Genomic DNA, 23480 nt, shown 5'->3' on the forward strand with positions numbered 1-23480 from the left:
AAGTCTATGAACACCGAAATTCAGCAATTTAAGACCGAATTCTTCAAGGCGCTGGCTCATCCAATGCGAATTCGTATACTGGAACTGCTCAGCGAAGGTGAGAAGAATGTGAATGAGCTACAAGCCATTCTAGGATCAGAAGGTTCTGCTGTATCCCAGCAGTTAGCTGTTTTACGCGCTAAGAATGTAGTAGCCAGTGTAAAAGAAGGTACCACTGTGATCTATTCGTTACGTGATCCTCTAATTAAAGATCTTCTGGTCGTAGCTAAACAAATATTTGATAACCATCTGGTGAATACCATTTCATTGCTCGAAGGTATGCGCGGAGAATAAAGGAATAACATTATTTTGGCGTTGACAACAGTTGCGTCCTAGAGTAATGTTCTTCTTATATTCAAATAATCAGATATTTAAAGAAAAGAAGGTTTGATCATGACAGGGTGGGGCCGATATAAAGGCTACAACATGAATGCATTTCGTAAGGATTTGATTTCGGGAACAATCGTTGGTGTTATTGCCATTCCTTTGGGGATGGCATTTGCTATTGCATCTGGTGTAAAACCGGAGTATGGCATTTACACGACAATCGTTGCCGGAATATGTATTTCATTGTTCGGAGGATCAAAATTTCAAATTGGTGGGCCAACAGGTGCTTTTATTCCTATCTTGTTTGCCATTGCGATGGAGTATGGCTATGAGAACTTACTTATCGCTGGGATGATGGCAGGGGTTATTCTAGTTCTCATGGGATTATTAAAGCTGGGTGTATTGATTAAGTTTATTCCGAGGCCAGTAACGATTGGTTTCACAGCAGGGATAGCGGTCATTATCTTCACCGGGCAGATTGCTAATTTCCTTGGACTAAGGAATATAGAACGGCATGAGAGCTTTGTAAATAATATGAAAGAAATAGGGCTTCATCTATCGACGATGAATGGATACAGTATTCTGACCGCCGTGATTTGTCTTGCCGTCGTTATCCTAGCAATTCGATTCGCCCCGAAGGTGCCTGGATCATTGGTAGGTCTTCTGTGCGCGACTGTGATTGCTGCGTTATTCTTTAGCGGCAAAGTGACTACGATTGGCTCTGCTTACGGAGAAATCCCTAATACCTTACCGAGCTTTAGATTTCCGGACATTACTTGGGAACGAATTACCCTGCTAATTCGTCCGGCATTTATCATTGCAATGCTAGGTGCTATAGAGTCATTGTTATCCGCTGTTGTAGCGGATGGAATGACAGGCAGCCGCCATAATAGTAACCGAGAGCTGATCGGTCAGGGGATCGCAAATATTGCTGCTCCATTGTTCGGGGGCATACCAGCGACAGGAGCAATTGCTAGAACAGCGACGAACATCAAGAGTGGCGCTGCTTCTCCGATCTCGGGGATCGTTCACGGTGTTGTGGTGTTTCTAATTCTCCTGTTGCTCGCACCCTATGCTTCCAGTATTCCTTTAGCTGCGATGGCACCGATCTTAATGGTAGTAGCTTGGAATATGAGTGAGCGCAAAGAGTTCCTTCATCTGCTTAAGATCAAGACCGGCGATTCCTTGGTATTATTCATCACCTTCTTGTTAACGATATTTGCAGATTTAACGCTGGCTGTAGAGGTGGGATTAATTCTTGCGGTTATTCTGTTTGTGAAACGAATGGGAGAGGTTCATTTGGTAGCCAAAGTGCTGCCTGATCCGAAGTCCGTTAAGGTAGAGGCACATATGGTTACGGAGAGTCATGACTGTCCGCAAATTGGAATTTACACGGTGGAAGGTCCGCTGTTTTTTGGCGCTGCTTATCGATTCGATGACACTATGCCAAGCTATGGTTCAGATCAACCTAGAATTATATTAATGCGGATGGGGAAAGTACCCTTCATGGATACCACTGGAGAATCCAATTTAGCAGAGCTGGTGCGGCATTTACAAGCTGTTGGAGGGAAACTTATGATCTCAGGTATTCAGCCACAGCCGCTTGAGCTACTCAAGAGAACTGGACTGTATAGTACCATAGGTGAGGTTCAGTTTTATCCGCACACCGGGGAAGCCATTAATGACGCACTTAACAGCATCGATTACAACAAGTGTATTGGATGTAGCCATGCCGCTTTTAGGGAGTGTACAGCGTTCTCCTGTCTGGAAGAGGCGGGAAGTGTGCGCGGTCTGAAAGGGCGTAAGAAACCTGTAATTGCACCTGAACTAAATAGTGGTCTTTGAGTGAAATAGATAAGAGTCAGCCCGGACGTTTCTGCGTCCGGGTTTTTCTGTTCAAATATAAGAATTTAAGTTTCACATCATATATTATCCTTATATTTCTCGCTTAAACGCTTATCGTCCTAATAAGGACGACAAAGGCGTTTATGCTTGAGATTGGACTTGGGAATGCCAAATTTGTACAATTGGGTATAAGTTAGATGTAAACTATCTCGATAAGGAGAATATAAGCTCATGAAGGAATTGCATTATCCGAAGGTGTTTATGCTCTTGGCAGGTCTGTCTGTGGCGACATTGGCCGTATATCGTGTAGTGTCACTACAGACGGATTCGTTTTATGCATTTTTACTCTGGAATTTATTCCTGGCTTGGATTCCGTTCCTGTTCTCTATGGCTGCTTATGAACTGGATAAAAGGAAGATAGGTGGATTGCTGCTTGTTCCGCTAGGCGTCGCTTGGCTGCTGTTCTTTCCGAACGCGCCTTATCTCATGACGGATCTGGTGCATCTGACGATAAGAAAAAGCAGATATATCGTGGATGGCACCATTCAGAATAGGTATTGGTATGATCTGGTTACCCTCTTATTGTTCACTTGGAGCGGCTGGTTGACCGGGTTCTTCTCTTTATACCAGTTCCAGACGGTTGTTTATCGCAAGAGCAGCCTGCTGTTCTCTTGGATATTCGTACTCGCAGCATGTGTACTTGGGGGGTATGGTGTCCTGCTTGGCCGAGTCTACAGGCTGAATAGCTGGGACGTACTGACGGACCGGCATCAGTTGTACCAACTGGTTATGGACAGCTTGAATCGACAGTCGGTATTTTTCAGCTTGTTCATTGCGTTTGTATTGCTGGTTATCTACGCTACGATGTACTGCTTGCTGAATGGTCTTGGAACCAGTGAAAGAGGAAGGGGCGCTAAGCGCATGCGTGATTAATCCATAAATTCGGGATCAAATTGGTATTGCTTCAGATCCACCACACCTTTTTCATTAAAAATAATCCCTTCCTCCTGTAAATAAAGCTTCTGGAGGGAGTTGGATTCATCTTCAGTCAAGGCGATCATTCCTTTGGCGTTGATAACCCGATGCCAGGGAAGCTTATATTTTCTACTCATGGAGTGAAGGAGACGAACTACCTGCCTTGCGCCTCTTGGGCTTCCTGCCGCACGAGCAACGCCACCGTAAGTCATCACTTTTCCTTCAGGTATAGATTGTATGATACGAATCACTTGTTCTGTAAATGGTGTCATAGGGAGCTCCTGTCTCTTATTTTCATCAAATTATACCAGATGATCACTACAATCATAAACCATTCAACATGCCGCTGCTAAAGCGGCTTTTTTTTATTTTAACGGATGGAGTTTACTCTCCTTTGCGAAGAAGTTGATCCCTTTACAGTATAATTTTGGCGGATAGTATTTAGTGAGATGGGGGATAATTTCTAGGAAACTATTGTGACAGGAGTGACTACTGTGGAGGAACAGACAGCAGGAGGTAACCGCAAAGATTCTCAACAAAATACGACGTCTGGGCAGACTCCGAGTACGTCACTAGATGAAATGATGAACCTATTTCGGCAAATATTCAAGGAAGATGGAACACTTAGAATCAGAGTGATAAATAATGAGGGCAGTGAAACTCTTCGTTTTGGGTTAGTTAACGTTGACGGGATGGTTGATAAGCATATGATTCAGGAGGGTGTTATTAAGCCATTGATGGCTTTTGACTTCACCAGAATGGATTATGGCAACCCAGCGGAGCTAATGGAGAAAATTAGGACGCAGGTCATTAACATTTCGGATGTAGTTGCCTCTACAGATTTAAATGAAATGATCAGTGCGATTATAGCTGGCAAGACCTTATTACTGCTGGACGGCTATGCGGGTGTTCTCAATATTAATGCACAGGGCTGGGATAAAAAGGCTATTACGGAGCCAGTGACCGAGAAGAGTGTTTATGGCCCGCGGGAAGGATTTACAGAATCGCTGATAGTTAACCTGACCCAAATCCGCCGAAGAGTACAAGATTCCGACTTGAAGTTTATTTTTAGCAAGATCGGATCACGTTCTAACACACAGATATGCATTTGCTATATGGAAAGCCTAGTATCACCAAATATTGTTAAAGAATTGCAGGATCGGCTTGGGCAGGTAGATATAGATGTTGTTCTCGATACGTCATTTCTTTCGGAATTAATAAGAGACGAGCCATATTCACCTTTTGAGATGACAGGAAGTACAGAACGCCCGGATTCCGTAGTCAGTAAAATAATGGAGGGCAGAGTCGCCTTACTTATGGAAGGTAGCCCGTATGCGATGACTGTACCCTATGTATTTGTGGAGAATTTTCAAGCGAGTTCGGACTATTATATTAACTTTTATTTTGGTTCATTCAACCGAATGCTAAGAATGGTTGGAGCTTTGCTGTCTGTTAGTATTCCGGCTCTATATGTGGCCTTGGTAACTTATAGTCAGGAGATGATACCCACCCAGTTATTGCTCAGCATTTCTACTGCGAGAGTAGCAGTCCCCTTTCCTACAGTAGTGGAGGCCATATTCATGCTAACCATATTTGAAATCCTAAGAGAGGCGGGCGAACGGATTCCTACCTATATTGGGCAGGCGATCAGTATCGTGGGGGCGCTTGTGTTGGGGCAGGCGGCTGTGGAGGCAAGATTAGTGAGTGCCCCAATGATTATTGTAGTCGGTTTAACAGGGATCATGACGCTGCTCAATCCAAGGCTGACGGGTCCGTTAATCATAGTAAGAGCAGTTCTGTTATTTGCAGTTTTTTTTCTAGGGATTTATGGATATTTTCTTGGAATGCTCGGTTTAGTGGTTCATTTGATGAGCCTTCGCTCCTTTGGGGTTCCTTATATGCTAGGGATAGGTTCCATCCGTCCGCAGGACATTAAGGATACAGCTATCAGAGCGCCGTGGTGGCATATGTATCTACGACCGGCAATGATCGGGGCACGAAATATGAAGAGAAAAGGGTCCAACAAAATAGGGAGACGACCATGAACAAGTGGAAAAGGATGGTTCTTGCCATTGTGTCTTTGATCGTGCTTATGAGTACTGTGGGTTGTTGGAACTACATTGAAATTGAAGACATGTCAATTGTAGCCGGGGTGGCGATTGATAAAGGGGCATCAGATGGAAAGCTGTTAGTAACTGCTGAAATTGTGGACACGAAGGAAGGCTCCAAATCAAGTCAGGCTGGCTTTAAGATGCTTTCTCTCACGGGGGAGACGATGTTTGATATTGTGCGAGGAATGATCTCTATCACAGGGAAAAAATTATTTTGGAGCCATTCTAAGGCGATTATCCTCAGTGAGGAGATCGCCCGAGAAGGGGTTATCAATATTATTGATTGGTATAACAGAGATACAGAAACTAGATCGGATGTATATATATTTGTCTCCAAAGAGAAGACGGCCCAGGAAATCATCAATCTAAGTAGTTTAACGGAAAGTATTATGGCCTATGCACTTGCACAACAGATGAGATTTGAGAATAGTGTTAGTACTGCTCCCGTCGTGGAAATTTGGGATTTCATTGATAAGTTAGAGGCCTCTGGCGAATATGCTATAGCACCACTTATTTATATTCATGAAACAAACAAGATAAAAAATGCTCGGGTAAGTGGAGCAGCGATATTCTCCATGGATAAAATGATCGGCACGATCAGCGGTGAAGAAACGAAATACATGCTGTTTGCCAATAATCAAATCAAGGGAGGGGTTTTAGCCGTAAATGACAAAAACGGGAAGCCCGCCTTTTCCCTTGAAATTCTGTCCAATAGAACAAAAGTAAAGCCGGTTTGGGTAGAGGGTAAGCTCCAAATGCAAATAAATACGCTAACGCATACCGGACTGGATGAGGTGAAGGCTCCGGAGGAATTCACTAACCGTGATAGCAAGAAAGTTATAGAGAAGCGGGCTGGGGAGGAATTGCAGAAGGCTATCCTTTCTGTTATCCATAGAGTACAGAAAGATTATCATGCTGATATTTTTGGGTTTGGTGAGCTTCTCCATGAACAAATGCCACAGACCTGGAAGAAGATTGAGAAAGACTGGGGAAAGGAATTCTCTGAAGTGGAAGTCGTTGTGAATTCCGAAGTGATTATTGACAGTAGTGCGCAGACGTCAAGATCTATCAAGATCCATCAAAAAGGTGATTAAATTGGTTGTTGTGGTGGTGTTTATTTATGCGGTTATCGTATTGATTGATCCTTACGGACTGTTAAAACAGGGAATGAAACGGGATTTTTATGTCTGTTCCGCATTATGTCTAATTTCATTTTGCATTGCTTTTGCTTTGGCAATGAAGTGGTCGATCCCTAGTCCTTCACCGTTGCTGGAATTCTGGATCAAAAAGCTATTTTAGAGGAAAAGACTAAAAGGAGATAGATGATGAACAAAGAGATGATACCTACAGGCCATGCTATCAGTATTGCTGTCCTGTTTACTGTGGGTACTTCGATATTTATGGGAGTTCCGGAGGAATCCGGTAACAGCAATTGGATTTCCGTCCTTCTTGCCATGGTGCTAGTTGTTCCTCTTCTATTGATCTATGCCAGACTTCATCTTATTTTTCCAGGTAAGGATTTATTTGATATGCTAATCGCTGTGTTTGGCAAAGTCATCGGGCGATTCATCTCCTGTCTCTACATTTGGTATGCTTTTCATCTGGGGGCGCTAGTTCTCAATGTCTTTGGAGAATTCAGTAAGACGGTTGCCTTGACCGAAACTCCAATGCTTGCTCCTATGTTATGTCTTGGCCTACTGGGCGTTTGGGTGGTTAAGTCGGGGATTGAGGTGCTGGGGAGAAGTGCCAAACTTCTGCTTCTGTTCACCGTCGCTGTGGAGATAGTAATTCTTACACTAGCCATTTCCAAACTGGAATATCATCACTTTCTTCCTTTGTTCGATAAAGGTTGGCATCCGGTAGTTAGCGATACGCTGGGTCTGTTTTCTTTTCCATTTGCAGAGATTGTAATATTTCTAGGAGCATTCAGTAGTTTATCGGGCAAGAGCTCAGCGAAGAAAATTTTATTAGGAAATGTGTTGATTTCTGGGGTGGTTATTCTTATAGTTACACTGCGCAATCTGCTAATGCTTGGTCCTGAAGTACTGTCCGGTCAATATTTTCCCTCTTATGTGTCTGCAGGGCGTATTAATGTAGGCGATTTTCTGACGCGAATTGAAGCTTCATCGGCGGTTGCATTTGTAATCACAACATTCATAAAAGCGAGTGTATGTCTGTACGTAGCAAGCATAGGATTAGCTAAAGTATTCAAGTTAAAGAGTTATCGATCTGTTGTACTCCAAATAGGACTGTTAATGATTTATTTTGCGGATTTTGTGTACAAGGATATCATGGAGATGCAGTATATTTCTTACCATATTTATAAAATCTACGCCTTTCCTTTTCAGGTAATTATTCCGTTGGTATTGTGGATTTGTGCTGAAATTAAGGTTAGTAAAAGTAAAAATAAGCAGGTGGCATCACAGCAATAGACCTACTTTCGAACATTCCTGATCTCTAGTAAAGATTAGGAATTCTTTGATTTTAAAACTAAACATAAGTTAGCTATAATGATAGATATATATAGAATGTTTGTTTTAGAAAAGAGGGAAACAGGTATGAACGTCAGCAACATCATTATGTCCTCTTATTGGGGTAGAGAGGTTAGACATAAATATATTACTCAAGGATCTAAGGCATTGGCTGTTATTTTTCCAGGTAAAAATTACTCGGCTGAACGCCCTCTGCTAGATTATGCGGCCAAAGCAGCTCGGGAACATAATTGCGATGTCCTGCTGCTTGAATATGGCTACCAGAGTGCTAGAGTAGGTTTTAAGCGTGATGAAATGATTATTCTCATTCAGGAATGTAAGGCGGCCATTGCATCTCTTCCTGAATACAAAAAGATTCTATTCATTAGCAAAAGTGTGGGTTCGGTCATAGCAGGGAGAATTGCAGAAGAGCTAGAAATACAGAAAAAGACGTCTCATCTATATATAACACCATTACCTGAGGCGATCCCTTTGATACAGCAGAGTCGTGGGACTGTAATTTATGGCGGAAGCGACCCTTTATTTAGCGAACAGCTTTCTGGTGAAATTAGTGGGCTTCATCATTTAAAAGTGTATAGAATCGATGATGCTAATCATAGCCTTGAGGTAGAGCTGGTCAACGAGTCACTAGCCATTCTGCTTGTTATTATTAATTTTTATCATGAATTTTTCCGTGATGCTTTAAATACATAACCTTTGGAGGATGCTGATTATGATTTTGGAAGCTGCGATGCTGCAAGTGAAGCCTGGTTTAACTACTGAATTTGAAAAAAGCTTCAAGGAGGCATCAAGCTTAATTTCTTCGATCGAAGGCTACATAGGGCATGAATTGCAACATTGCTTGGAGGATGATCATAAGTATCTGCTGCTTGTGAAGTGGAGAACGCTTGAAGATCACACCATAGGATTCAGAGAATCCAGCCAGTATCAGGAATGGAAGGCGCTACTTCACCATTACTACGATCCATTTCCGGTTGTTGAGCATTTTACCCGCATTAATCTGGACTAAATGGAGGATGCCGAATGAAGGCGAAGCTTGTTGGGGAAGGCAGAACTGCGGAGATCTGGCAGCATGACGATCAGAGGATTCTTAAATTGTACCGGGAGGATATAGCAGAGCAACACGTCAGCCGGGAATATAAAATCAGCCAGTTTGTACATGCGCGGGGTGTTCGGACACCTCAGCCTTTTGAGCTTATTTTTGAACAATCAAGACAAGGTATTGTATTTCAACAAATTAAAGGTCCCTCCCTGCTAAAGGTGATGGGTGAGAAGCCTTGGAAAGTTACCCAATATGCCAGGCTGATGGCGGGGCTTCATTGTGATTTGCATAAGCTTGAAACTACAGAGGAAATCGGCCAGCAAAAGGATATGTTGAAAAGTCAGATATTGGAAGCACCTATGCTGAGCGAAGAGGAGAAATCCGTCATTCTGAAGTATCTTGAGAAGCTGCCGGAAGGCACTCGTTTATGTCATGGGGATTTTCATCCCGACAATGTGCTTATGGATGAACAGCTCTGGGTGATCGACTGGATGACAGGTGTAGTGGGAGAACCTGCTGGAGATGCTGCGCGTTCCGTAGTAATGTTCAGTTTGGGGGCTATGCCTCCGGGAGCTTCTGCATTCTCCAAATTAATGCTTGGTTTTATCCGAAAAAAATTAACTAAGGGATATATTCAAGAGTATCTCAGATTATCAGGACATACTTATGAGGACGTAGACCGCTGGATTTTGCCGATCGCTGCCGCGCGTTTGGTGGAGGGGCTTTCGCCTCCAGAGAAGGAGCTGCTGGTAAAAGAAGTTCGTAAACGTCTACAAACCTTAGCCGCAGAGGTAAGCTGATCATGGCACAAAAACGGAGGCGTATTCTATGACTACCTATATTGCGCTGCTGCGTGGAATTAACGTCGGCGGGAACAAAATTATTAAAATGTTGGACCTGAAGGCGATGTTTCAGACTCTTGGATTTGAAAATGTACGAACGTATATTCAGAGCGGAAATGTTGTATTTGAGAGTGATGAAGGTTCGGAGAGTCTGCTTACTGGAGTCATTGAACGTAAGATTCATGAGGTTTTTGGATTCGAGGTCTCTGTTATTATCCGTACCTTAGCAGAAATGGAGAACGTGATCGCTAACGATCCCTTTCAGCTCTCCGAGCCAGAGGAATTCAAAAGATGGTATGTTACTTTTTTACCAGCCGAGCCTTCAGAGGATGCATTGGATAAACTGCACACTTATGAGAATGGACCCGATAAAGTGCGTTTTGTCGGCAGAGAGATGTACGTGTTATATGAGGTCAGTGTGAGCCAGTCGCCGCTTTTCAAGGTTCCTTTTGACAGAATATTGGGTATGACGATTACAGCACGTAATTGGAATACGGTGAATAAGCTCGTTACTATGGGCAGGATGGAATAGTCTATTTTAAAATATTTGCTTGGGTTGGGATTTGAACAGAAAGCCTCCACATTTGTGGGGCTTTTTTTGCGTTCTGGCGGCCTTTTATATTCAGCAAACATTCAGCTTGGACTCATTGAGAGTTAAGGTAAGGGTGAAATAATACACCTACAGAAAGTTTGAACCGGGGGCACAGAACTGCCGGAATATAGACGATCAAAGGATAGGAGTGGATGGAGATGAGTAGGTTCAAAAAAATAAGCTCGGATCTTATACTTTGGCTCATTTTATTACTTGCCGCTTTTTTGTATGGTTATGGAGTTTGGAATGACCACTATGTGAATACATACTACACCACCGCGGTGGGAAGTATGCTGCAGAACTTTCATAATTTCTTCTTCGCTTCACTGGATTCCGCGGGTTCAGTAACGGTGGATAAACCACCAGTTACCTTTTGGATTCAGACACTTAGCGCGCTTATCTTCGGGCTGCATGGTTGGAGTGTGATTTTGCCACAGGCACTCGGCGGCGTGGGCTCCGTGTTACTTGTATACCTGCTGGTGAAGCCTACCTTTGGCAGAGCGGCAGCACGTATAGCAGCTCTAGTCATGGCGACTACTCCGGTAGCAGCGGCAGTCAGCCGGACGAACAATATTGATGCGCTGCTTGTATTCACCCTTCTGCTCGCGGCATGGTTTCTATTTAAAGGGACGAAGAGCAATAAGATGGGTAGCCTTCTTACCGCATTTGCGTTAATCGGTGTTGGGTTTAACGAGAAGATGCTGCAGGCGTACATGGTTCTGCCGGCTTTTTATTTCTTTTATGTCTTAGCTGCCAAAGTGAACTGGAAGCGGAAGACGGGAGTATTGGCAGCCTCCACAGCAATATTGCTTGTAGTCTCCTTATCCTGGGCAGTGATCGTGGATTCTATTCCCGCCAGCAAACGGCCTTATATCGGCAGCAGTGGTACCAATTCAGTGCTGAATCTTGCTTTTGGGTACAATGGCGTTGCCCGATTAACGGGGGATCGTGGGGCAGGTGGTGGTGGCGGTGGAATGCCAGGAATGAATGGCGGTGAGATGCCAAACATGAACGGCGAGACGCCAGCTATGAATGGGTCAGGCAGTAATAGTGGCACTGATGGTGGACGTGCAGCATTTTCGGGCCGGCAAGGCACAAATTCGACCTCGAATAGCCAGACTGGTGACGATGATGGAGGTGCACCAGGTCAGCCTCCTAGTGGAACAGACAGTCAAGGTCGGCAATTTGGTGGCGACGACGGCGGGCGAGGAAATCGCGGCGGCATGAATGGCGGTGGAAGCGGAGGCGGAATGTTCAATACAGGAACAGCAGGCCCACTGCGCCTGTTCCAATCAGAGCTGTCTGGTCAAGCTAGCTGGATGCTGCCTTTCGTATTGCTAGGCATCATTGGATTGTTCGCCAATCTGCGGAGAAAGAACTTTACCCAAGCTCATAAAGAAGCTCTCTTCTGGTTAGCGTGGCTGGTGCCCGTTATGGGGTTCTTCAGTATCGCAGGGTTCTTCCATCAATATTATCTGGTGATGATGGCTCCGCCAGTTGCAGCGTTAGTCGGTGCAGGATGGTCAAAGTTGTGGACGCTATATCGCGAGCACTCTGGTTGGCTGTCTTGGTTATTGCCAGCCGCAACGCTGGTTACAGCAGGTTTCCAGTGGTACATTGTTCATCCTTATAACGATACGATTGGCAGTGGCTGGTCCATTGGGATTTTAGCTGCAGGCATAGTGGTTTCGCTGGTACTGGTAGTTCTTAAAGGCAAGAAGAAATCCTTTATTTATACGACAGGCATTGCAGCCGTATTAGTATTGTTAATTGGGCCGCTCTACTGGGCAGCGACTCCCATTACTTATGGCTTGAACAGTCAAACCCCTGAGGCGGGCCCGACTAGTAGTGAGGGTAGAGGGGGAATGGGAGGCAGTCCAAGCAATTTTGGACGTAATAGCGCCGCAAGTGCGAATGAGAGTCTGTTGTCCTATTTGGAGGAGAACAATACTGGGGAGCCTTATCTTTTTGCTACATTGGATTATGGCACAGCAGCTCCTTATATCGTTGACAAGGGTGCATCGGTTGTTATTTTGAACGGATTTTCTAACTCAGACACCGTGTATACCCCAGATACCCTAAAGGCGTTTGTAGAGAGCGGAAAGGTGAAGTACTTCCTGATCAATAGCGGTGGTATGGGTGGTGGACGCGGGGGAAGCTCCGAGTTGACGACTTGGATCACAGAGAATGGTACAGAAGTTCCAGCAGCCGATTGGGCAGGAAGCGATGGAGGAAACAGCGGGACATTATACAAAGTTACTGTAAACTAGGCAAATGTTAATCCTATGAGGCGTGTTATGAGATAGATCAGACACGCTTCATTATTCAAATTTAAGGAGGAGCTGCTCATGAGTACCAACGTGCGCTATTCCATTATTATACCGATGTTTAACGAAGAGGCGGTCATTCAAGAGACGTATCGACGTATCAAAAAAGTAATGAGTTTAACTAATGAAGTGTATGAGCTGATCTTTGTGAATGATGGCAGCACAGATAATTGCGCCCAGATGATTGAGGAATATAGCTACTGGGATGAGAGTGTGAAGCTGATCGACTTGTCTCGTAACTTTGGACATCAGATCGCTATTACTGCCGGAATGGATTACGCCCTAGGGGATGCAGTTGTCATTATTGATGCCGATTTGCAAGATCCGCCAGAACTGATTCTGGACATGATTGCGGAATGGAAGCAGGGGTATGAAGTTGTATATGCCAAAAGGATAAAGCGAAACGGAGAATCCTTATTCAAAAAGTGGACGGCCAGTCTCTTTTATAGAGTACTTCGTTATTCAACCGATATATCTATCCCTGTCGATACAGGGGATTTTCGCCTCATCGATCGTAAAGTCTGTGAGGAGCTCAAACGCCTGCCGGAGAAAAATCGGTTCGTACGCGGGCTAGTCAGCTGGGTCGGTTTTCGGCAAAAATCCATTGAATATGAACGCGATGAACGTCTGGCTGGAGAAACTAAATATCCGCTGAAACGGATGATCAAGCTCTCGCTGGATGGAATTACTTCCTTCTCTTATAAGCCGCTGAAGCTGGCAGGATACCTTGGCATGCTGCTGTCGGCTTCCGGCTTTCTATATCTGATGTATGTGCTATATCTGGTGGTTTTTACGGATTCAGTCGTTAAGGGCTGGGCATCGATGATCGGAATCACACTGACCTTTAATGGCTTTGTGCTCATTATGTTAGGGATTCTGGGTGAGTATGTCGGTCGGATTTATGATGAGACCAAGGGACGACCGCTCTATATTGTTCAAGAGTTCTATGAAGGTAAGAAACAGCAGGATGTTCGTGAGCAGCAAGTTCTACATCGTCAATAAATGCAAGGGAGGGATTCGTTGTGAAGATTAGAAAAGCGGTTATTCCCGCCGCGGGTTTAGGTACTCGTTTCCTGCCTGCAACTAAGGCTCAGCCCAAGGAAATGCTGCCCATTGTGGATAAGCCGGCGATTCAATATATCGTAGAAGAAGCTGTTCGATCCGGTATTGAAAGCATCATTATCGTGACGGGCCGCAACAAGAAGTCGATTGAAGATCATTTCGATAAATCAGTGGAACTGGAACAGACACTTTTGGAAAAAGGAAAAGAGGAGCTGCTTCGTGAAGTCCAAGCGATTAGCGAACTGGCCAGCATTCATTACATTAGGCAAAAAGAGCCGCTTGGACTAGGTCACGCCATCCTTTGTGCGGAACAGTTCGTTGGCGATGAGCCCTTCGCTGTTCTGCTCGGTGACGATATCATGGTCTCGGAGGACCCGGCGCTGCTGCAAATGATACGATTGTATGAACAAGAGGAGAAGACCATCGTCGGTGTTCAGCAGGTACCACGGCAGGAGGTTCATAAATACGGAATTATTTCATCAAGCGGTTCTCTACAAGGCGTCCATGAAGTTAAAGGTTTGGTGGAGAAGCCCTCCCTGGATACGGCACCTTCAGAGCATGCGATTATGGGACGTTACATTTTGGAGTCTTCGATATTTTCAGTGCTGGCTAACCTTGAACGGGGAGCAGGCGGTGAATATCAACTGACTGATGCATTGCATGAGGTATGCCGTAATGAAGGTTTGCTGGCCCTGGATTTGATCGGCAAACGTTATGATATTGGTGATAAATTCGGCTACATTCAGGCTACGCTGGAGGTCGGATTGATGCGGGAGGAGTTGCGTCCATTACTGGTTCCGTATTTGCAAAAGCTGGCTGCGAGTCTGAAGGAAAGTGAAGAAGTGGGGGCGTTACCTTGGGGTACACGCTAGTGATTAAAAGAGACTGTTTCAAACGATCCTAACATCGTCTTCGGCGGCGGTGGGATGATGTTTGGGGCATTTTTTTTGCGCGTGGGGCATTTACAGGGCAGTTGGGGATGAACAAATAAGTGTACTTTATACAATTAAAAAGCGCATCAGACTGCTATGTATCGACTTAGTTGCACTTGATACACTTATTTCTTCATAATCCAATGTAAATACTCTTTCCATCTGTTTTTAGTTGCATAAACTGCACTTAAAAGAGTCATAGAGGGGCTAAGGTATGAAATAGCTGCACCAAGTGCAGTTATTTTTTGCGATATAAAAAATCCGGAGGACAGATTCCTAAGAATCGTCTCCGGATCTATATTTTCAGTCATTGATTAAGCCTTTAGTACATCATGATCCACGTAACGCGTACCATTTAACTCGCTAATCACATTAATGGCTACCTTCGCGCCATCGCCTGCCGTAATAATGGCATGTACACTTACTCCGGCAACGGTACCTGCAGCCCAAATGCCTTCAATATTTGTTTTACCTTCTGGATTAACAGCGACTACTGTTTTGATTCTTGGCTCTGTACCATCCTTAGTTTCCACGCCTGCTTTGGCGGCTAGATCGGTAAGGGCGCCTGTTGCAAGAATAACATGTTTGGCTTCATAAATGATTCCGTCTTCGGTCTCAATGACAAATCCATTGCCGCTGGAAGTGAGGTTAATAGCTTGTTCTGCTACCAGCTCAGCGCCGAATTTGACGGCTTGCTTATGTCCGGTTTCTACGAGATCAGGACCGCCTACTTCGGAAATTCCATAAAAGTTCTCAAACCATCCTCTACGGGTCATGCCTTTATCATTGTCGATCAGCAGCGTTTTTTTGCCCGCCTTGGCGGCGAACAGGGCTGCGCTTGCACCGGCAGGACCGGCTCCAATTACGGCGATTTCGTACATTTTTTTGACCTCCTAAAAGTTTTGCGGAGCGTGGCTCCTTAGAATGGACAACATAGCAAAACTGGCATCGTAAGCATAGGCTTAAGTTTTGCGGAGCGTGGCTCCTTAAAATGGACAACATAGCAAAACTCGCATCGTAGACATAGGCTTAAGTCTATCATCTATTATAACGGTTGTTACTCTCTATTGGCTAATCCTTCCTCGCAAGGGAGGGTAACCCTGAACGTTGTTCCCTCACCGAGAGTGCTGCTTACACTAATCTTGCCGTGATGTGCCTCCACGATAGACTTGGTAATAGAAAGGCCGAGTCCAGATCCACCATATTTTCGTGTACGAGAAGAATCGCTGCGGTAGAAGCGATCAAAGATATGTGGGATATGCTCTGGAGAAATCCCGCAGCCGTTGTCTTGCACCGTTAGAATGGCCTCATTTCCTCTAGCATGTAAAGAGAGATGAATAGTGCCAGATTCTGTATCCGTATGCTGAACTGCATTGTGGAACAGATTCAGAATCACCTGTTTGATTTTATTGGGTTCATATTTACCATGGATGCCATACGAGATATCAAAAGTAACCTTGCGCTGATCCGCTAACAAGAGCAGATGCGGCTTCATTTCGGAAATGACCTCACCGAGCAGCAGATCCGTCATCCGCAGTTGAGGGGCGCCGTCCATCCGAGCGAGCAACAGCAAATCCTCCACCAGCTTATTGATCCGTTTCGATTCGCCATGCATGCTTCGCAATGAATTGTATAACTGTTCTTTGTTGTCCACAGCGCCACGCAGTAAGACCTCCAGAAAACCGTGGATCGAGGTCAGCGGCGTTCGCAGCTCGTGAGAAGCATCGGCAGCGAAGCGGCGCATCTGTTCCTTGGCTTCCCGTTCATTATGAAAGGATATTTCGAGACGCTCGAGCATACCATTGAATGAATGAGCCAGCTTGTCGATCTCAGTCTGGCCTTGGTTAATTGGAAATCGGATATCCAGATTACCGGCATCAATGATCTCGGCGGACTCTCCCATATTTGAAAGAGGGACCAGCGTCTTTCGAAGGGCAGGCAAGTATAGGAAGAAGCCAGCCAATAAAGCAATCACTGACAAACCTGCGTAGATCATCAATTGCTGTAAGATTACATCCGTAAGAGGTCCGGTATTCACACTCATTTGGAGTAGCAATCGAGTATTTCCAGGTCTATAGAGATTCACGAATATAGCCAGATGTTCAGTGCCGTCATCGGCCTCTATGAGCTTGTAATTTCCTGTTGCTCTATCCGTGGTATGAATGAGCAGATTATTGTATTGCTCATTCGTTAATCTAGGCGCGGCTGAATCAGATAAAGTCATTTGCTGTAAGTCCCTGAAGGTGCCATCTGAGCTATAAATAGCGAGGGTTGTATGGGCATCCAGCAGGAGTGGACGCCTATTCTCACCGGTTCTTTGACCATTTGGGATTTTATTCTCGCCGTTTCTTTCCCCCGGCAAATTGCCGTTATAATCGGTGTTTCCCTCATTCGGAGTTATGGTGTCCTCGTCATAGGAATTGAAAAAGTTGAAAAACATCTCACGGGGAACAGAACGTATTTGCGCTTCCATAGACTCTGCTCTATTGCTATATATGAAATCCCGCATGAGTATATATTGTAATACTCCGATTAGCAGCAGCAATCCAGAAAGAATGAGCAGCGAAATGGCTAGCAACTGTTTGCGCAGAGAACGTGGTGCAGGCAGCTTACGAAACCATTTAGAGATGCGCGTGCTCATAGATCTACCCGGTAGCCTGCTCCCCGCAGGGTACGGATAATACGGTGCTCCTTATCCCCGAGCTTCTCGCGAAGCGAACGGATATAGACCTCAACGATATTTTCCTCACCACCAAAGTCATAGCCCCACACTTTATCAAGAATCATGGGTTTACTTAGTACAAGGCCGTGATTAATAACGAGATACTGTAATAACTCGTATTCCGTGGGTGAGAGTTCAAGGACTTCTTCCTTGAAGCGAATTTCTTTTCTACGGCTATCAATTCGGAATGGACCGCAGCGAACCTCGCCGAGCAGACCTGGAAACTGATTGCGTAGCCGCGCTTGAATTCGGGCAAGCAATTCGTCGAAGCTGAAGGGCTTGACCATATAATCGTCAGCACCAATAGTGAGACCCTTGACTCGATCGTCCACTTCATCCTTTGCAGTTAGCATAATAACGGCTAGTTCCGTCTCTTCCGAGCGAAGGTAATGACATAACTCGAATCCATCCATACCAGGCATCATGACATCTAGGATGGCTACATGTGGCTTGAACTCAGCAGCGACCGAGACGGCTGTGATTCCGTCGGGTGCGGTTCTGACTTCAAATCCTTCGTTAAGGAGCCCCAGCTCTAGAAATTGTAATATATGAGGCTCATCATCTACGAGCAGTAGTCGAACGCCTTGAGCTGCTTTCATCATAGGTACCTCCAAATCAGTGATAGATAGCTACATTATGACATATTCGGTTGAATGTTTGCTGAAGATGAGTCCCTTTGCTTTACGATTAAAGGAGCCTTTTCTTATTTCATGATGATTCAAAGGGGGTAATTTAGTTATAAGTAATATTAATGTGTTTAATAACAAACAAGGTTAAAAAATTCGGATTTTCGAAAATGTGATAAAGGGTTTTGACGGTGGATATAGAACACTTTACAATAAGGATAATCTCCTGATTTTGGTGAAAGTTACCCATTTTAGGAAAGATCATTCGACCGTGTTACATCTCCTTCCACGTTTTTCTCATCTTTGTCCATCTTCCTATCAAGGCTCATTTCTTTCAAGTGTATTTCTTGTTAATTCATTTCTTTTTGGAACTTCTGTTCATTCAACCTGTGCTTGCTGAACTTCATATTACCCATAAGTCAAGGGAGGCTTTTCCATGAAGAAAAAGGAAATGGTAGCCATGCTATTGGCTGGAGGCCAAGGCAAAAGATTGAAAGGTTTAACCAAATCGCTTGCTAAGCCCGCTGTTTATTTTGGAGGGACCTATCGGATCATCGACTTCCCTTTAAGTAACTGCTCCAATTCAGGTATTGATACAGTTGGTGTGCTGACTCAATATGAGCCACTCATACTGCATTCTTACATCGGAGTAGGCAGCGATTGGGATTTGAACCGTAAGAACGGTGGGGTATTCGTGTTGCCACCGCATGAACGTGAGAATGGAAGCAGCTGGTATCGGGGAACAGCCGATGCGATTTATCGGAATCTTAAGTTTGTGGATCAGTTTGATCCAGAGCATGTTCTTATTCTGTCCGGTGATCACATTTATAAAATGGATTATCACGCTATGCTTCAATACCACAAGGAAAGAAACGCTGATTGCACAATTTCTGTCATTGACGTTCCGATGGAGGAAGCAAGCCGATTTGGAATTTTGAATACGGAGGACGATCTGAAAATTTACGAATTTGAGGAAAAGCCCGCTCAGCCAAAAAGCACATTAGCTTCTATGGGTGTGTATATCTTCAAATGGGAGGTTCTCCGCAAGCATTTACTAGAGGACGGGGAGAATGTAGGATCATCCCACGATTTCGGCAAGGATATCATTCCTTTGATGCTGGAGGACGGAAACTCCTTATTTGCGTACCCTTTTGAAGGATACTGGAGAGATGTAGGTACAGTAACTAGCTTATGGGAAGCAAATATGGATTTGCTGAGCGATACTCCGCCACTTAATCTAAATGATCCCAGCTGGCGCATTTTTACACGTAATCCGAATCAACCTGCCCAATATGTTGCCCCTGGGGCGAAAGTGTCAGGCTGCATTATTAATGAAGGCTGCATAGTGCACGGAGAAGTGAATCATTCGGTTCTCTTTTATGGGGTAGAAGTAGGTGAAGGAAGTGTAATTACGGACTCCGTGATTATGCCTAAGGTCAAGATTGGCAAGAACGTACGCATTCATAAAGCGATTATTAGTGAGAATACGGTAATCGACGATTATATGGAAATAGGCATCGAACGGGAGAACGAGAACGAAATTCTGCTGATCGACAATAAAAGCAAAAAACGTAAATCAGCTGTGGCCAAAACCATATAATCAAGCTAAAACGCCTTCGGCGTCCTTCTAGGGACGGTAAGCGTTTATGCGAGATTTATAAGGATAAAGTATATCGTGAAACTTATACTTTCTTATAAATTATAAGAGGACGGTGGATTCCGATGAAGCAACTCATGGGTGTAATTAATCTGGATCATGAACTCGACAAACTAAATGAACTCACTTATTTCCGCTGTGGTGCAGCCGTACCTTTTGCCAGTCGTTATCGGTTGATTGATTTCGTGCTTTCTAATATGATGCGTGCAGACCTGGAGAGCGTTGGCCTGTTCGTCCGCCGTAAATACCGTTCTCTAATGGACCATTTGGGTGACGGGAAATCGTGGGATATGAACCGCAAGCATGGGGGATTATTCATTTTGCCTCCAGACTGGAACGATCCAACGGATACTTCTCTCGGGGACTTACAGCATTATCATAACAATCTGGATCTTTTTAAACGGGGATCTGCTAAATATATCGTGTTTTCCGGCAGCCAGCATATCAATACGATCGATCTTCAGGATTTGTACAGTTACCATCTGGAGAAGGGTGCCGACGTTACAGTAGTGTATAAAAAGATTGAAGAACTGCAGCCAGAACATGATCTATGCCAGCGTATTGAAGTAGACGAAGAGAATAAAGTGACTAATATCCATCATGAGAAAGACCATCCTAATTTATATCTGGATATCTTCATTATGGAGAAAAAACTGTTCTTAGAGCAGGTGGAGCATTGCATTGCGCATGGAGAGAGTTATTTTTTCCGAGATGTAGTTCAGAAGAACCGACACAAATTTAATATCGCCGCATACGAATATCATGGCTATCATGCCGTAATTAATTCATTAGAGAGTTATTATAAGAACAGTTTGGAACTGCTCCAGCAGGAGAATTACTTCAGTTTGTTCAAAGAAAGCCCGGTACAGACGAAGATAAAATATGAGGCTCCGACCCGATACTTGGAAAGTGCTAATGTCAGTAATTCGTTGGTGGCTAATGGCTGCATTATAGCTGGAACGGTAGAGAACAGCGTGATCTTTCGGGGGGTTCAGGTACGTAAGGGAGCGAAGATCATCAACTCAGTAATTATGCAAAAATGCGTCATCGAAGAAAATGCGGTCATTGAGAATGTAATCATGGATAAAGACGTACATTTGAGTAAGAATCGAATTCTTGTTGGAGATAGCAAACGTCCATTCGTCATCGCCAAGAGCAGCAAGATCTAACGACTGGATTAGATGAACAAAGCAGTATTAACCTATCTGATCTAATGGCACAGTCTGCTGCACTTCTAATAAAAGCATTTGTCAGGAGGACCTACTGTTGTTTAACGATAAAGAATCTTTCAAACAGGTATTCCGTGAGACCCTCATTGGTAAATTAGGTAAACCACTTGAGGAAGCCTCGAATGCCGATGTCTATAAAATACTGGGCAACATGATTCGTGAGAACGCCGGGAAAAATTGGGCGGAAACGAACCAGAAATATAAGCTCGATAAAGATAAGCAGGTTTACTATTTTTCAATGGAGTTCTTGATCGGTAGGCTTCTGGGGAACAATCTGTTGAATATGGGTGTACTGGAAGTAGTACGTGAAGGTTTAGCGGACCTTGGCTTTTGTTTGCAGGATATAGAGGAGGAGGAATCGGACGCTGGGTTAGGGAATGGAGGTCTCGGTCGTTTGGCCGCCTGCTTCCTGGACTCACTCGCTTCCCTGCAATATGCGGGACATGGCTGTGGTATACGGTATAAATATGGCCTGTTCGAGCAGAAGATCGTTGATGGGTATCAAGTGGAACTTCCTGATTACTGGCTGCAGAATGATAATGTATGGGAAGTGCGCCGCGAAGACAAGCAGGTTGAAGTTAGGTTCTGGGGGACAATTGAGACCCGCGAAGAGAACGGACGACTCGTATTCGATCATACGCAATATGAGGCTGTTCGAGCAGTGCCTTACGATGTCCCTATCATTGGTGCTGATCGCCGGCATGTGAATACACTGCGTAACTGGAGTGCAGAATCCATCACCCAGCCCTCAAGAACCTTTGGTTCTTTTGCCGGGACGGACTATCATAAGTTTCTGGAGTATAAGCGTTCTGTAGAATCCATTTCGGAGTTCCTTTACCCAGATGACTCTCAATACGAAGGTAAGCTGCTTCGCCTGAAGCAACAGTATTTCCTCTGTAGCGCGGGGCTGCAAAGTATTCTGCGTACCTATGCCAAGCTTGGGATTCCTATAGAATCGCTGCCAGACAAGGTTGCTCTTCATATTAATGATACACATCCAACGTTGGTGATTCCTGAATTGATGAGGATTCTGATGGATGTACATGGTTTAGGCTGGGATGAGGCATGGAGTATCACGACGCGTATGGTCTCTTACACTAATCACACTATTCTGAGCGAGGCGCTTGAGAAATGGCCTATTCAAATGGTTAGGGAGCTACTGCCACGTATTTTTCTTATCATTGAAGAGATCAATGCGCGTTTCTGTGGCGAGCTTATGAGTCGTTATCCGGGGGATCAGGATCGAATTGCGCAGATGGCGATAATTCATGATGATCAGGTTCGAATGGCTCATCTGGCGATTGTAGCGAGCCATAGTGTCAATGGAGTAGCGGCGCTGCATACAGAAATATTAATGAAGCGCGAGATGCGACTTTTTAATGAAATGTATCCACACCGTTTCAATAATAAGACGAACGGAATTACCCATCGGCGATGGTTACTGCATGCCAATCCAGATCTGGCTAATTTAATCAATCAATCGATAGGGACCCGTTGGGTGAGCCATCCTCAAGAAATGATTGGCTTGATTAAATATTGTGAGGATGCTTCCTTCCAGGAACAAGTAGCCAGTATTAAGCGCCAGAATAAGCTTCGTCTTGCAGAGTACATCTACAGTAAGCATTCAGTACATGTCGATCCTGACTCTATCTTTGATGTACAGGTGAAACGTCTACATGCCTACAAGCGCCAGTTGCTTAATATTTTGCATATTCTGCATTTGTACAATCAAATCAAAGATAATCCTTCGATGGATATGGTTCCACGCACGTTTATATTCGGAGCAAAGGCAGCGCCAAGTTATCATCTGGCGAAGCGGATTATCAAACTTATTAATACAGTTGCGGAGGTAGTCAATAAAGATCCGGATGTTAAAGGGAAGATTCGTATCTTTTTCCTTGAAAATTATTCGGTATCCCTAGCAGAAAAGATCATTCCTGCAGCGGACATCAGTGAACAGATTTCTACAGCCAGCAAAGAAGCATCCGGTACCGGGAATATGAAGTTTATGATGAACGGTGCATTGACGGTAGGAACGATGGATGGCGCAAATGTAGAAATGCATGAAATGGTGGGAGACAACAATATGTTCCTGTTCGGACTTCGTGCTGAGCAGGTCATGGATTACTACCAGCATGGCGGTTATCATGCGCGTGATATTTACAACGGGGATAGTCGTGTGAAAGAAGTGCTGGATCAGTTAATCAAACCAGGACCTATATGTTGTCACGCTACGGAGTTTGAGAGCATTTTCCACTCTCTTCTGGATAATAACGATGAGTTTTTTGTCCTGAAGGATTTCGCTAGTTACGTTGAGACGCACGTCGAAATTGATCGGGCATATCGCAACCGGCAAGAATGGCTGAAGAAGTCCATTATTAATATTGGTCATTCCGGTAAATTCTCCAGCGATAACACAATTAGTCGCTATGCAGCTGAGATTTGGAACATTAGTCCAGTTCGACTGTAGGATCAACATAAAAAGGCTGTCTTATAAGTAGGTAACCCCTACAAATAAGACAGCCTTTTTTTAAAAATATAAGACATAAAGTATAAGTTTCACACCATACTTTATGTCTTATATTTCTCGCTTAAACGCTTACCGTCCTTATGAGGACGACGAAGGCGTTTATGCTTGACCTATCAGAAAGTATATATTT

21 protein-coding genes are annotated in these 23480 nt (G+C 44.4%); 17 read left to right on the forward strand and 4 right to left on the reverse strand.

Features of this window, described 5'->3' with window-relative positions; genetic code table 11:
- The first annotated feature begins 6 nt into the window (after positions 1 to 6).
- From PAENI_RS05915 to PAENI_RS05925, 3 genes are all read left to right on the forward strand, one after another.
- Entirely contained in the window at positions 7 to 333 is a 327-nt protein-coding gene (locus PAENI_RS05915) for an ArsR/SmtB family transcription factor (RefSeq protein ID WP_042123860.1), read from the forward strand.
- Between the two features lie 99 nt (positions 334 to 432).
- Positions 433 to 2211, forward strand: a complete 1779-nt coding sequence (locus tag PAENI_RS05920; protein WP_149644639.1) for a SulP family inorganic anion transporter — start codon at positions 433 to 435, stop codon at positions 2209 to 2211.
- 231 nt (positions 2212 to 2442) lie between these two features.
- Positions 2443 to 3144 (forward strand): DUF1361 domain-containing protein, encoded by a 702-nt coding sequence (locus PAENI_RS05925; protein ID WP_149644640.1) that lies wholly within the window; start codon positions 2443 to 2445, stop codon positions 3142 to 3144.
- Here PAENI_RS05925 and PAENI_RS05930 read toward each other — a convergent pair.
- Positions 3141 to 3458, reverse strand: a complete 318-nt coding sequence (locus tag PAENI_RS05930) for an MGMT family protein (RefSeq protein ID WP_149644641.1) — start codon at positions 3456 to 3458, stop codon at positions 3141 to 3143. The two genes, PAENI_RS05925 and PAENI_RS05930, sit on opposite strands and share 4 nt — an antisense overlap.
- Before the next feature lie 222 nt (positions 3459 to 3680).
- Between PAENI_RS05930 and PAENI_RS05935 the strand changes: the two genes are divergently transcribed.
- From PAENI_RS05935 to galU, 11 genes are all read left to right on the forward strand, one after another.
- Positions 3681 to 5231: a spore germination protein gene (locus PAENI_RS05935; RefSeq protein WP_149644642.1), complete on the forward strand. Its 1551-nt coding sequence runs from the start codon at positions 3681 to 3683 to the stop codon at positions 5229 to 5231.
- Complete coding sequence (locus tag PAENI_RS05940) at positions 5228 to 6391, forward strand: Ger(x)C family spore germination protein (protein WP_149644643.1); 1164 nt, start codon at positions 5228 to 5230, stop codon at positions 6389 to 6391. Before PAENI_RS05935 ends, PAENI_RS05940 begins: the two co-directional genes overlap by 4 nt.
- Positions 6384 to 6596, forward strand: a complete 213-nt coding sequence (locus tag PAENI_RS05945; protein ID WP_143759527.1) for a hypothetical protein — start codon at positions 6384 to 6386, stop codon at positions 6594 to 6596. Before PAENI_RS05940 ends, PAENI_RS05945 begins: the two co-directional genes overlap by 8 nt.
- Before the next feature lie 26 nt (positions 6597 to 6622).
- Positions 6623 to 7729, forward strand: coding sequence for a GerAB/ArcD/ProY family transporter (locus tag PAENI_RS05950; RefSeq protein WP_223178909.1), 1107 nt, complete (start codon positions 6623 to 6625; stop codon positions 7727 to 7729).
- Between the two features lie 126 nt (positions 7730 to 7855).
- Positions 7856 to 8482: a hypothetical protein gene (locus PAENI_RS05955; protein ID WP_076285896.1), complete on the forward strand. Its 627-nt coding sequence runs from the start codon at positions 7856 to 7858 to the stop codon at positions 8480 to 8482.
- Between the two features lie 19 nt (positions 8483 to 8501).
- Positions 8502 to 8798 carry an antibiotic biosynthesis monooxygenase family protein gene (locus PAENI_RS05960; protein ID WP_042184604.1) on the forward strand — a complete coding sequence of 99 codons (297 nt, stop codon included), beginning with the start codon at positions 8502 to 8504 and terminating at the stop codon, positions 8796 to 8798.
- 14 nt (positions 8799 to 8812) lie between these two features.
- Positions 8813 to 9631 (forward strand): phosphotransferase family protein, encoded by an 819-nt coding sequence (locus tag PAENI_RS05965; RefSeq protein ID WP_149644645.1) that lies wholly within the window; start codon positions 8813 to 8815, stop codon positions 9629 to 9631.
- A 28-nt stretch (positions 9632 to 9659) separates the two neighbouring features.
- Positions 9660 to 10205, forward strand: coding sequence for a DUF1697 domain-containing protein (locus PAENI_RS05970; RefSeq protein ID WP_149644646.1), 546 nt, complete (start codon positions 9660 to 9662; stop codon positions 10203 to 10205).
- A gap of 218 nt (positions 10206 to 10423) precedes the next feature.
- Positions 10424 to 12535 carry an ArnT family glycosyltransferase gene (locus PAENI_RS05975; RefSeq protein WP_149644647.1) on the forward strand — a complete coding sequence of 704 codons (2112 nt, stop codon included), beginning with the start codon at positions 10424 to 10426 and terminating at the stop codon, positions 12533 to 12535.
- Positions 12536 to 12613: 78 nt separating this feature from the next.
- The gene (locus tag PAENI_RS05980; RefSeq protein ID WP_149644648.1) at positions 12614 to 13594 is read left to right on the forward strand and encodes a glycosyltransferase family 2 protein; all 981 of its coding nucleotides are present in this window, start codon (positions 12614 to 12616) and stop codon (positions 13592 to 13594) included.
- A 20-nt stretch (positions 13595 to 13614) separates the two neighbouring features.
- A complete protein-coding gene (gene galU / locus PAENI_RS05985) occupies positions 13615 to 14526 on the forward strand; it encodes a UTP--glucose-1-phosphate uridylyltransferase GalU (protein ID WP_149644649.1) in 912 nt (303 codons plus the stop codon).
- A 374-nt stretch (positions 14527 to 14900) separates the two neighbouring features.
- Here galU and PAENI_RS05990 read toward each other — a convergent pair whose 3' ends face one another.
- The 3 genes from PAENI_RS05990 to PAENI_RS06000 all read right to left on the reverse strand — a co-directional run bounded on the left by PAENI_RS05990 (position 14901) and on the right by PAENI_RS06000 (position 17907).
- The gene (locus PAENI_RS05990) at positions 14901 to 15467 is read right to left on the reverse strand and encodes an FAD-dependent oxidoreductase (protein ID WP_076116777.1); all 567 of its coding nucleotides are present in this window, start codon (positions 15465 to 15467) and stop codon (positions 14901 to 14903) included.
- Between the two features lie 176 nt (positions 15468 to 15643).
- Complete coding sequence (locus PAENI_RS05995) at positions 15644 to 17227, reverse strand: sensor histidine kinase (RefSeq protein WP_149644650.1); 1584 nt, start codon at positions 17225 to 17227, stop codon at positions 15644 to 15646.
- Entirely contained in the window at positions 17224 to 17907 is a 684-nt protein-coding gene (locus PAENI_RS06000) for a response regulator transcription factor (RefSeq protein ID WP_149644687.1), read from the reverse strand. The genes PAENI_RS05995 and PAENI_RS06000 overlap by 4 nt, the downstream gene beginning before the upstream one ends.
- A 463-nt stretch (positions 17908 to 18370) precedes the next feature.
- On the opposite strand from PAENI_RS06000, the gene PAENI_RS06005 reads away from it, so the two are divergent.
- The 3 genes from PAENI_RS06005 to PAENI_RS06015 all read left to right on the forward strand — a co-directional run bounded on the left by PAENI_RS06005 (position 18371) and on the right by PAENI_RS06015 (position 23290).
- A complete protein-coding gene (locus PAENI_RS06005) occupies positions 18371 to 19534 on the forward strand; it encodes a glucose-1-phosphate adenylyltransferase (RefSeq protein WP_149644651.1) in 1164 nt (387 codons plus the stop codon).
- Positions 19535 to 19656: 122 nt separating this feature from the next.
- The gene (glgD, locus tag PAENI_RS06010) at positions 19657 to 20760 is read left to right on the forward strand and encodes a glucose-1-phosphate adenylyltransferase subunit GlgD (RefSeq protein WP_042184625.1); all 1104 of its coding nucleotides are present in this window, start codon (positions 19657 to 19659) and stop codon (positions 20758 to 20760) included.
- Between the two features lie 97 nt (positions 20761 to 20857).
- On the forward strand, positions 20858 to 23290 hold the full coding sequence (locus PAENI_RS06015) for a glycogen/starch/alpha-glucan phosphorylase (RefSeq protein WP_149644652.1): 2433 nt from the start codon (positions 20858 to 20860) through the stop codon (positions 23288 to 23290).
- Positions 23291 to 23480: the final 190 nt, after the last annotated feature.

It is taken from the genome of Paenibacillus sp. B2(2019) (genome assembly GCF_008370385.1).
Taxonomy (GTDB): domain Bacteria; phylum Bacillota; class Bacilli; order Paenibacillales; family Paenibacillaceae; genus Paenibacillus_AQ.